This window comes from Dactylosporangium sp. NPDC050588, from assembly GCF_040654975.1.
GTDB classification, from domain to species: Bacteria; Actinomycetota; Actinomycetes; order Mycobacteriales; family Micromonosporaceae; genus Dactylosporangium; species Dactylosporangium maewongense.
In genome coordinates, this window is record NZ_JBFAJA010000088.1 from 48,744 (window position 1) to 59,218 (window position 10,475).

Genomic DNA, 10,475 nt, shown 5'->3' on the forward strand with positions numbered 1-10,475 from the left:
TGGCCGTCGCCACGACCGCGGTTTGATCGGCAGGCGCCTGATCTGCCCCCAAATTGAGGCCGACAGACTCGAACCGGCCGCGTCCGTGCGTGCGTACCGCTGGCAAGAGCACCTTTCGGAGGACCGTCCGACAGTCGGCCAACACCTGACTCATCTGTATCGAACAGGAGATACCCCCAATGGCAGACCTGACCGCTATCTGTGTGGAGAGCGTCCACTTGATGGCCACCGGCGACCTCGCCGATTTCACGCGGCTGGTCCATCCTGACGCCACCAACCGGGAGGCCAAGGACGAACCGCCCGCCAGCCGCGGCAGGGGCCCCAGCGCGTACTACGCGACTGCCCTGTGGCTGCGCGCCGCGTACAGCAACCTGCGTTGGGAGATCCACGACACCGCCGCAGCCGGGGACCTGGTGGCGTTGCACACGACGATGCACGGTCGCCACACCGGCAACTTCGTCAAATACGGTGCCGACGGCTCGGTCACTCAGGTGTTCCCGCCGACCGGGCGCACGTTCGCGAGCACGCAGTCGCACTGGTTCCGCGTCGCCGACGATCTCGTCGTCGAGCACTGGGCGAACCGCGACGACCTCGGCACCGCCCTGCAGCTCGGATGGGTGCCGCCGACGCCGGCGTACCTCCTGCGCTCCGCCATCGCCCGTCGGCGGGCCCGCCGCGCGCAATGACGTCCTGGCGGGTAACCCCCGGGCGGACGGAACATCGCCGTCGGGTGTGGTTCCGTTTCCCGGCAGTGGAAGTGACGGGCCTGGCCGTAGGCCCTGACAAATCTTGAACCAACGTCGTCCGTCCTCTGTGGAGGATGACCGTTCCTGTTCCGCCGTGAGACGCGGTGAGCCGCCGTGGATCGTGCCGGACCGGCTGTGGCAGCCCATCGAACCGTTGCTGCCACAGCCCAAGCGCGATCCGCGGCGTCCGGGACAGCCGTGAGTGCCGGACCGGCAGGTGCTCACTGACCGGCGGCAACCGCACCGGCACCGAACTCGTGCCACCGATCGACAAGGTCCCACCCGTGCGGGGGTGACCTGGCCGACGTAGGGCGATGCCTCCGGTAAGACCGCAGCGGACCGAACCCGATTTCCCAGTCGGAAGCGTCGTTGCTGTCCTACCGTGACGCAGGCGTAAATCCAGAGGCGGCGAATTGGCACTGCTCGCCGCAGACCGCGCTGATTACTGTTGGTGGAGTGGAGATCGTGAAGGCACAGCAGCTGTGGCGGCCCTCCCCGGGCTGGCTGAACACCGCGAGCTACGGGTTGCCGCCCGACCCGGCATGGGAGGCCCTGCAGGAGGCGCTCGCCGGCTGGCGAGTGGGGCGCACGGCATGGGAGAGCTGGGATACGTCCACGTCGCGCTCCCGCGCCGCGTTCGCGCACCTGGTCGGCGTGCCTGCGGAGGACGTCGCGGTCGGCAGCACGGCGTCGCAGCTGCTCGCCCCGGTGGCGGCGGCGCTGCCGGCGGGGGCGACCGTGGTGGTCCCCGAGGTCGAGTTCACCTCCAACCTCTTCCCTTGGCTGGTGCAGGAGCAGCGCGGGGTCCGGGTCCGCACGGTCCCGCTGGCCGGTCTCGTCGACGCGATCGACGCCGAGACCGATCTCGTCGCGTTCAGTCTGGTGCAGTCGTCCGACGGCGCGATCGCCCCGTACGAGGAGATCGTGGCCGCCGCCCGCGCGCACGGTGCCCTTGTGGCGGTCGACGCCACCCAAGCGTGCGGCTGGCTCCCGTTCGACGCTGGGCTCGCCGACACGATCGTCGTCGCCGCGTACAAGTGGCTGATGGCTCCGCGTGGCGTCGCCCTCGCCTACTACGCACCGCACCTGCGCGACCGGATGCGCCCCGACGCGGCCAACTGGTACGCCGGTACCGACCCGCACGCCGCCTACTACGGCCCACCGCTGCGCCTCGCCGACGACGCGCGGCGGTTCGACATCTCCCCGGCCTGGTTCAGCTGGGTCGGCGCCGCTCCGGCCCTGGAACTGCTGCTGGAGATCGGCATGCAGGCGGTTCACGCGCACAACGTGGCCCTGGCCAACCGGTTCCTCACCGGCCTGGGCCGGCCACCCGGCGACAGCGCGATCGTGACCGTGGAGGTGCCGGGCGCGCAGGAGAAGCTGCAACGCGCCGGTGTGCGGGCGGCGGTCCGCGCCGGCCGTGTCCGTGCCTCCTTCCACCTCTACTCCACCGAGGCCGACGTCGACCTGGCCCTTGACGCGCTGACCAGCTGACAAGGGGCATCCCACCGACCGCAGGGCCTATGGCCCAGGTCGGCGAAGGTCATCATGCGCGCCCTGGTCAGCGCTTCGATGATGCTGTCGGCCCGGGCCGCGGTCAGGTTGTAGATCGAGCCGGGCAGTGCTGGCGCAGCCCTCACGAGGCAGCCGGCCGGGTCAGCGACGCGCCCGCCGGCGAACGAGTCGACGACGGGCCGGCCGGCTGGTGGGGCGGTCCAGTGCGCGGGTTTGTGACCGACCGGTGATGGCGGTCTGCCGCAGCGGCTCACGAAGCGAGTCCTGGAATCAGTGCCCGAGGGTGAGATCACGCCACAGATTGTCCGCGAGCGGCAGCGTCGATTGTCCGGGTTGGACGACATGGTCATCTCTTGCCGGCCAAGGATCTGACCACCGGAGATCCAGGCCCGCCCGGCACGGCCGGTCGTCTGCGACAGGCTCGGGGGCCTGACGGTCCGCGCCCCGGGTCACTGCCTCAACGAAGCCGCCGCGCTCAGTGTGTCTACCTCGCGATCATGAGCCTCGACCCACCGGTCAAGGCGGCGGGCTGGACCATCCGGTGGAAATCTGCCCTGTGATGCGTCACGGGGACCGATGGCGCACTGGTTTCGGTGCATTTCACCGGTCATTCCGACCCGCCGCCATCACGCTTTGATATCGCGCCCTCGATCACGGAACCAGAAGGCATGAATGGGAACCGGTGGGAGTGGCGTGAAGGCGCGTCGGCAGCGGGGCGAAAGCGAGGTGAAAGCGGGGCGAAAGCTCCTTCCGGAGCGTTGAGGGTATTCCTTCAACTACGAAGCGAGGGGGCGGCGCCAAGAATGGCGGGAAGCCATCTGTGGCGCATGGAGTATGACTAGAACATTAGATGCACGATCGCTCGAGGAACGTTTCCGCGACGGCGACGAGGCGGCAGTGATCGAAGCCTATCGCCAGTTTTCCGGACCGATGTTCGCAACCGCGTTCAGCCTGCTCGGAAATCGCGACCTGGCGGCGGATGCCCTGCAGCAGGCGTTTGTGCAGGCGTGGCGCGCGTCGGCCACCTTCGACGCCACCCGTGGTCTGCAGCCGTGGCTGTACGCCATCACGCGGCGAGCTGCGGTTGACGTCTACCGTCGGCAACATCGCAGCTCATCCCAGGTCCCATACGACGACGCGTGGTCGGTCAACGGTGAGCTTGAGCTCGAGGGGCCTTCGCTGGACACGGCATGGAAGGTCTGGCAGGTGCGCCAAGCTCTCGATCAGATCCACCCCGACGAGCGGAAGGTGCTGGAGCTGGCGTACTACGGCGGGCTGAGCCAGACCGAGATCGCAGCAAGGCTGGGTATCGCGGTCGGCACGGTCAAGAGTCGGACGTCTCGTGCGCAGAAGCGCCTTGCTGCGTTGCTCACTCATCTGCGGGATGACACCGAGGCGCATGCGGAATCGAGCGGGCTGCGGCGCCATGCCCGAACCGGTTGAGCCGCTCTGCCCGTACTTCACGTGAATCGGAACATCGGCACGGAGCGAGGAGCCACGTGGGCGAGGACCACGACATGCATGAATCGGCACATGCCGAGGACCCGATCCGCCTGACAGCGCTTGATGTCGACGCAATTCTGCGGCGGGAAGAAGTATGGGCACCGGTTCCCGCCGCCGTCGAAGCTGCTGTCGAGCTCGGCCGGCCACACGGCGGCGTCGTGACCGGACACCCGGGCGGTTCGGTGCTCGCCGGCCTGCACGACCCCGACGGCATCGAAATCCGACTCTACCCGACCGACCGTACGACCCAACATCCTGAGGAGGACCACCATGACTGACACCGCTTCCACGCATGTCCGCCCGGAACTGATCCGGTGGCGCACCGGCGACGTCGAACTCAGCTACACCGACTCCGGTGGTGACGGCGATGTCATGTTGCTGCTCCACGGCGGTGGGCTCGCCGACTGGTTCACGCCGCTAGCCGCCGACCCGGCACTGCACGGCAACCGCGTGATCCGCTTGGTCCGCGCCGGGTACACCGACGCACCGGTGCCGGACGGGCTTACCGTCAGCGACCACAGCGAGCACGCCGCCGCGCTGCTTCGGCACCTCGGCGTCGCGCCCGCCCACGTGGTCGCGCATTCATCGGGCTGCACTGTCGCGCTCCAACTCGCCATGACGCACCCGGACCTGGTCCGCACCCTCAGCCTCTGCGAGCCACCGCTGGTGGCCGCGCTTGCCGATCCGGTCGACCACGAGCTGCTCCGCGCCCAGTTCGGGCCGGCGATCGGCGCGGCGATCGCGGCCGTCTCCCGCGGTGACCTCCCTGCCGCGTTCGACACGTTCATGACCCTGGTGTGCGGAGCGGACCACCGCGCCGTCATGACCGCCACGCTCGGAGCCGACGTCGTCGAGGACGCGGTGAACCGCTGCCGGTACCTGTTCACCCAGGAATCGCCCGCCATCAACGCATGGACCTTCGACCCGGCAACCCTGGCACACCCGCACCCACCCGTGCTCCTGATCCAAGGCGGTGCCAGCCACCCGACGGTCCACCGCCTCATCGCCCGTCTCGCCGGCCTGATCCCCAACGCCACGATCGCCACCATTCCCGACGCCAACCACCTGCTGCCACTGACGAAACCCACTGAACTCGGCCGGATCATCGATGACTTCTGCCGGTCATCGACGACCCGGTGACGCACGCTCGCTCATCGGCATCATCGAGCAGGCCGACGCCCTGCGGGGCAGATCGCCACTGCCCTCGCCGCTGACCTGGACGGGCACATCGTCACCGCACTGCCCCGCGCCGGGACGGTCCGCGCCGCGCGACTTCGCCGCCGCGTTCGCGCCTGAGTGCTGGTCGCCGACCGAATCCCTCCAACCGGAGAAAGACACCGCATGACCAACCTGCCGGACTTTCCACGATCGAACGCCTACTCACCGGATTGGCTACGCGCCGCCGCCAGCGGCGGCGCGAACCCGCTGTGGCTCACCGAATGGCTCGCCGCCGATCTGGGCCTGCGCCCTGGCATGCGGGTGCTCGACCTCGGCTGCGGACGGGCCGCCTCGTCGATCTTTCTCCATCGTGAGTACGGCGTGCAGGTCTGGGCCACCGATCTGTGGTTCTCCGCCACGGAGAACCTGCGGCGCATCCGCGACGCCGGCGTCGCCGCCGGCCTGTACCCCATCCACGCCGACGCCCGTCACCTCCCGTTCGCAGAAGGGTTTTTCGACGCCATCGTGTCGATCGACTCCTACGTCTACTACGGCACCGACGACCTGTACCTCGCCGACCTGGCCCGCTTCGTGCAGCCCGGCGGCGCCATCGCCATCGCCGGCGCCGGCCTCATCCAGGAGCTCACCACCGGCGTCCCCGACCACCTGCAACAGTGGTGGGAGCCGAGCCTGTGGTGCCTGCACAGCGCCGAATGGTGGCGCCACCACTGGGACCGCACCGGCATCGTGACGGTGTCGACCGCCGACACCATGCCCGACGGCTGGCGCCGCTGGCTGGACTGGCAGCACCTCGTCAACCCAGGCAACGCCGTCGAGATCGACGCGATCAGCACCGACGCCGGCCGCACCCTCGGCTACGTGCGGGTCGTCGCCCGACGCAACCCGGTCCCGCTCGACCCCCCGATCACCAGGATCGCCACCGACTACCAGCCAGCGCCCCTACTGCGCCTCGACACCACACGCTGAGTGCCGAGCCGGTCGGGTGCCCTGGGGTTCCTGAGCCAGAAGCCGCGCAGGGCTGCCCCATGCCCGATCTCTCGGCCGCTGCAGATGGCCGAGGTCGTCGGCTTGGGCAGCCCAGACGGGGGATCGCCCCAGCGGTATCGGTGGGCGTGGCCGCCTCACGGCGGCCAACCGGCAACCAACACATGACCGAGTGCGGAGCCGACCGGATCGAGAGCTCCGCAGAACAGGAGAACTGCAATGAAGACCCTGACCGCTGTCCTGGCACTCACCGTCGCCCTCGGCGGCCTTGCCGCCTGCGGCTCGTCCGGCGACCAGACCCAGGCCGGCTCGGCGACAGCGTCCGCCTCCGCGGGCGCAGAACCGGACAGCACGCTCAGCCAGCCCGCACCGCAACAGGTCCCCCCGCCGGTGCGGGAAAAGATCAGTCTGACCGCCGGCAAAGCAGCCGTTGCCGGAAACGAGGCGGACGTCGTGCGATTCAAGGAACGGATCGTGTACCGCTTCGAGGCCGACGAGAACCGGCCGTCGAAGGTCAACTGCGCCGAGGACTGCCTGATCGTCTGGCCGCCGCTGCTCACCGACGGTACGCCGGTGCAGCTGAGCGGTGTCGATACGAACCTGGTCGGCACGGTCACGCGCGCTGACGGGTTCACGCAGGTCACGCTGGACGGCTGGCCACTGTACCTGTTCAAGAATGACCAGTCCCCGGATGACACGCTCGGCGAGGGTGTCGGCGGCAACTGGTCCGTCGTACGGCCCGATGGCAAGCCCGTCGTGAAGAAGTAGCCGTCCGGTACGCGGATCCTGAACCATGCCGTGCCGGCGTGCGTGTTCTGACGGCATCGGCACCATTCCAAGCCATAACGAAAGCGAGAAATTCATGTACTACACCAATATGTTTCGCGGCTTCGCCGTCGTCGCCGGCGCGGCGCTCGCCACCGGTCTGCTGTCCGGCCTCGCCGGCACCGCGAACGCGGCGCCCGGGGACGTGCCACCGGCGAAGGATCGGGTGATTCAGCCTCAGGGCACCAAGAATCTACTGGTGCCGACCGGCGCGAACGCGGGCGCGCGGATCGTCGCCAAGCCACGCATCGGCCAGGCGCAGGACACGCCCGAGTCGCAGGTCTGGACCTTCGACAACAGCAAGAAGTTCGATCAGAACGGCAAGCCCATTTCAGGCGGCGTCAGCTTCGTCTTCCAGCCCACGTTCGGCAAGCCGGGCGTCCGTGCCCTGTGCATCGACGTGGTCGGCGACTCCAAACAGGCCGGTGCCGCGTTCGAACTGCGGCCCTGCGACGGCACGCCGAGCCAGGTGTTCGTCCGGGTCGGCGACGTACAGGTGCCGTTCGTGCAGAACGTCCTCAGTGGACTGAACATGGAGGTCCAGGCGAACGGCGCCGTCGTGCAGCAGCCGTTCGTGGGCCGGGTTCCGGCGAACGCGACTCCGGCCGAGCGCCAGGCGCTGCAGGCCCGCAACAACGCCCAGCACTTCCTGCTCAGCCCGAAGGCGTTCGGCGTCGGCGGCGCCTGATCCAGCAACACACCCGTGGTGCGGGTCCGGGCCCCCTGGACCCGCACCACGTCGCTCGCCCAAGGGCTTGCGCCTGGCCGCTGCCAGCCTTCGGACGAGTTCTGCACGCGCTGGAGGCCAACGACTCGATCCAGCCGGTGGCCGCACGCTCATGGCACTGCCGAGCGGCTCGGGACCCAGCACGCGGGCGCGATCCGGATCACCCCGCGGTTCCAGGAGAACGCCACCTTGCCTTCGTCTTCCTCTTCGAGAAGGACGCCTGACCGGCGCCTTGCCGCTCTCTCCCGAGGGCCGCTCGTCGCCGCCGGCGCCCTGATCGTCCTGGCCGCTGTCGCCGCCCTCGGTGTCGCCGCCGTCGCCTCCGCAGGCCTCCGCGTCGGCCGCCGACTTCTCCGCCGGCCGCGCGCTCGAGCACGTGCTACGCATGGCCCAGGAGGTCTACGTCACCGGGAGCCCGGCCGCCGACCGGGTCCGGCAGTACGTCGTCGACACCCTCACTGGCTACGGCCTGCATCCCGAAGTCCAGGACGCGGTCGGCGTCAACGCCGCCATGTCCAGCGACGGCGGCATGGCGCACGTGCGCAACATCGTCGCCGTCCTGCCCCTCCACCAGCCAGGTACCGGCGGCAAACCGCCGACGACCTTGTGGGACTCATCGCACAGGACTTCACCCCGCCCGCCGAGTCGCTGAGCGCGGCACGAACGACAAACGCCAGTTCCGGACGATAGCCCGGATCCGGCGGTGAGGTGATGCGTGGATCCCTTACTCGGCCGGTTTATGCTTGTGGTGACCTGGGAGAACGTGCTTGAGCACGTCGCTGGGGCCTCCGACGACCTGGGGGTCAAGGGGTCGTGGGTTCGAATCCCGCCGTCCCGACCGGGTGACAAAGGCCAGCTCAGCTGGCCTTTTGTGTTGACTGTTATGGATGTTCTGATCGTGTCATGACACGCGATTTTGCCCGTACGACCGTACGGTTACCGTCGTTGGCGGTCGCCCGGCGTGCTCGCTGAGCTTCTCGCTGTTGCGCTGGCAGGGGCTGCTGCACAACGGCCTGCAGGCCATGCGCGACCGCGGAGATTTGCGGACGGACGCGGACCTCGACCATCTGTCCCTGGCCCTGCTTGCCGCCCTGCAGGGCGGCAGCCTGCTGTCACAGACGATGAGCACGACGCGGCCGTTGCGCGCCTCCCTGAGCGCGGCGCTGACCTACGTGCACTCCTTCGCGACCGCCGGCGCCGGCCCGTAACGCAGCACCAGCCGGCCACGACGACCGGGTCGAGCCGCCGAGACGACGCGGCTGCAGACCAACTCCAGCCAGTAGGCGAGACGACGACAGCCGAGGCTGTCGGCCCGCCAAACACCTGCCCAAGCCGGCTCGACGAAGGCCAACCGGGCAACCTTGGTTACGGATCTGCCGCCGTTCATGCGCGGAGCGACGGACCAGCGCCCGTCACGGTCAGCGACGGGGCTCCGGCGCTGCTCGTGATCGGGAACAAAGTAGCCGAGATCAGTGCATCCGATCACGGTGGCAGCACGGCAAGGTGCGGCTCGGCGCGGTGGCCCGACGGTCTTCATTCGCCAAATCTGTGTGTCCACTGTGGATGGTTGTGACACATCTTTGACACGAACGCCCGTACGGTGATCTTCCTGGGAGTGCTCCGCTCGCCGGTGGTCATGTCAGCTCGGACATGATCGAACGCGTTGTGCTTCGTCTTGGACGTCGTCGGCGCTGCAGGTGACGTTGCGTAGTTGGCGTCCGCCAAGCCTGCGCGCACTCATGGCCGACAGTGCTCGGTCAGCTGCCGATCGTCGTGTGAAGGTGACACCTGCGGGCGGCTTGGGTTACCCCCACGCGTCGGTGGGGTGCGCGGTTGCGCCAAGATCCGGGCGCGGCGGCTGGCCTGCCCGATGACCGCAAGGACGTACATCCGGGTGTCGGTGCGCGTGTCCGTCTCGATGAAGTCTGCGGCCAGCAGCACCTCGGCCTGCGAGTGCAGGAAGTCCGCCTAGATTGTGGCGGCCCGGTTCGGGGTGGGGTCGATGCCGGCCTCGCGCAGGATCTCCCAGACCGTCGAGGCCGCTGCGGTTCGCCCCACATGGTGGCCAGGTCCAGCGGTTCGCGGCCGAGATGCCCAGGACTTCGGCCTGCGTCAGCGCGTCGTTGATGTCGTGCAGCGTGCCCCGGTTGTCCTCGTTGATGGCGACGTTCGGTGTGGTCAGGGCCTGGTCGCGTACGTGCCCACGAAGTCCGGCGTTCACGCGACCGTGCCGCGGGTGACGGTGTCGGCTTGGAGGCGGTCGGCCAGGGTGTCGAGCACTACAGCCGTCCGCTCCAAACCCGTCACGGTGCCGGGACACTTCGACCGCGTGTGGCGTCGTCAAATTGGCGGTCCGAGGTTGAGGAGAACGGCGAGACGGGGTGGCGGCAGGTCCTGCCGTCACCCCGTCGTCAGCACAGCCGATCAGCTCAAGCTGAAACGCTGGTTGGCCTGTCCGTTGCAGTCGTAGATTTGCACCTGCTGGCCGTTAGCAGTGCCCCAGACGTCCAGGCAGCGGCCGGACTGCACGTTGCTGATGGTGCCGTTGCTGTTGACGTTCCACTGCTGGTTGGCCTGTCCGTTGCAGCTGTAGATCTGCACCGCCGAGCCGTTGCCAGAACCTGCGGCGTCCAGGCACATGTTGCCGTACACGGTCAGCTGCCTGCTCGACGTGTGCGTCCACAGCTGATTGCTCTGGCCGTGGCAATCGTAGAGCTGGACTCGCGTGCCATTGGTGGTCGACGAGTTCGGCACGTCGATACACCGGCCGGACTGGGCGCCGACGATCCGCTTCGCATTGCCCGAGGGGACCTGGGGCGACGAGGTGGTGGGACCGACGACCGGACCTTCGCTCACCGTGATGTTGGAGCTGCCGCTGCTCTGGTAGCCCTCGGTGGCCATGATCTGGTAGTCGTGCTGGCCGAGGTTCAGCCCGAGGCTCGCCCAGGCGTTGAAGTGGTTGGCGGTGGTGATGGTGCCGCCGGTCCGCTTCTGCT

Annotated in this window: 11 protein-coding genes and 1 pseudogene; 10 read left to right on the forward strand and 2 right to left on the reverse strand. The window is 68.6% G+C overall.

Going from position 1 to position 10,475, the window contains the following annotated elements:
- Positions 1 to 221: 221 nt before the first annotated feature.
- Together AB0I21_RS45205 and AB0I21_RS45210 are read left to right on the forward strand one after the other, a co-directional pair.
- A complete protein-coding gene (locus tag AB0I21_RS45205; RefSeq protein WP_360570272.1) occupies positions 222 to 686 on the forward strand; it encodes an ester cyclase in 465 nt (154 codons plus the stop codon).
- A gap of 516 nt (positions 687 to 1,202) precedes the next feature.
- Entirely contained in the window at positions 1,203 to 2,240 is a 1,038-nt protein-coding gene (locus AB0I21_RS45210) for an aminotransferase class V-fold PLP-dependent enzyme (RefSeq protein ID WP_360570274.1), read from the forward strand.
- A 26-nt stretch (positions 2,241 to 2,266) separates the two neighbouring features.
- Here the strand turns inward: AB0I21_RS45210 and AB0I21_RS45215 are convergent.
- Positions 2,267 to 2,410: pseudogene (locus tag AB0I21_RS45215) on the reverse strand (IS5/IS1182 family transposase); the annotation flags it as partial.
- Between the two features lie 685 nt (positions 2,411 to 3,095).
- Here AB0I21_RS45215 and AB0I21_RS45220 point away from each other — a divergent pair.
- The 8 genes from AB0I21_RS45220 to AB0I21_RS45255 all read left to right on the forward strand — a co-directional run bounded on the left by AB0I21_RS45220 (position 3,096) and on the right by AB0I21_RS45255 (position 8,687).
- Positions 3,096 to 3,704 carry an RNA polymerase sigma factor gene (locus AB0I21_RS45220; RefSeq protein WP_360570276.1) on the forward strand — a complete coding sequence of 203 codons (609 nt, stop codon included), beginning with the start codon at positions 3,096 to 3,098 and terminating at the stop codon, positions 3,702 to 3,704.
- A gap of 56 nt (positions 3,705 to 3,760) precedes the next feature.
- Entirely contained in the window at positions 3,761 to 4,042 is a 282-nt protein-coding gene (locus AB0I21_RS45225; RefSeq protein ID WP_360570278.1) for a hypothetical protein, read from the forward strand.
- A complete protein-coding gene (locus AB0I21_RS45230) occupies positions 4,035 to 4,904 on the forward strand; it encodes an alpha/beta hydrolase (RefSeq protein WP_360570280.1) in 870 nt (289 codons plus the stop codon). Before AB0I21_RS45225 ends, AB0I21_RS45230 begins: the two co-directional genes overlap by 8 nt.
- Positions 4,905 to 5,105: 201 nt before the next feature.
- Complete coding sequence (locus tag AB0I21_RS45235) at positions 5,106 to 5,909, forward strand: methyltransferase domain-containing protein (RefSeq protein WP_360570282.1); 804 nt, start codon at positions 5,106 to 5,108, stop codon at positions 5,907 to 5,909.
- Between the two features lie 237 nt (positions 5,910 to 6,146).
- Complete coding sequence (locus AB0I21_RS45240; RefSeq protein WP_360570284.1) at positions 6,147 to 6,695, forward strand: hypothetical protein; 549 nt, start codon at positions 6,147 to 6,149, stop codon at positions 6,693 to 6,695.
- Between the two features lie 25 nt (positions 6,696 to 6,720).
- Complete coding sequence (locus AB0I21_RS45245; protein WP_360570286.1) at positions 6,721 to 7,440, forward strand: RICIN domain-containing protein; 720 nt, start codon at positions 6,721 to 6,723, stop codon at positions 7,438 to 7,440.
- A 424-nt stretch (positions 7,441 to 7,864) separates the two neighbouring features.
- Entirely contained in the window at positions 7,865 to 8,131 is a 267-nt protein-coding gene (locus AB0I21_RS45250; protein ID WP_360570288.1) for a hypothetical protein, read from the forward strand.
- Positions 8,132 to 8,462: 331 nt separating this feature from the next.
- On the forward strand, positions 8,463 to 8,687 hold the full coding sequence (locus tag AB0I21_RS45255) for a hypothetical protein (RefSeq protein ID WP_360570290.1): 225 nt from the start codon (positions 8,463 to 8,465) through the stop codon (positions 8,685 to 8,687).
- Positions 8,688 to 9,903: 1,216 nt separating this feature from the next.
- On the opposite strand, the gene AB0I21_RS45260 is transcribed toward AB0I21_RS45255, so the two are convergent.
- Positions 9,904 to 10,475, reverse strand: a 572-nt coding sequence (locus tag AB0I21_RS45260; protein ID WP_360570292.1) for a ricin-type beta-trefoil lectin domain protein, incomplete at its 5' end; no start/stop codon positions are given.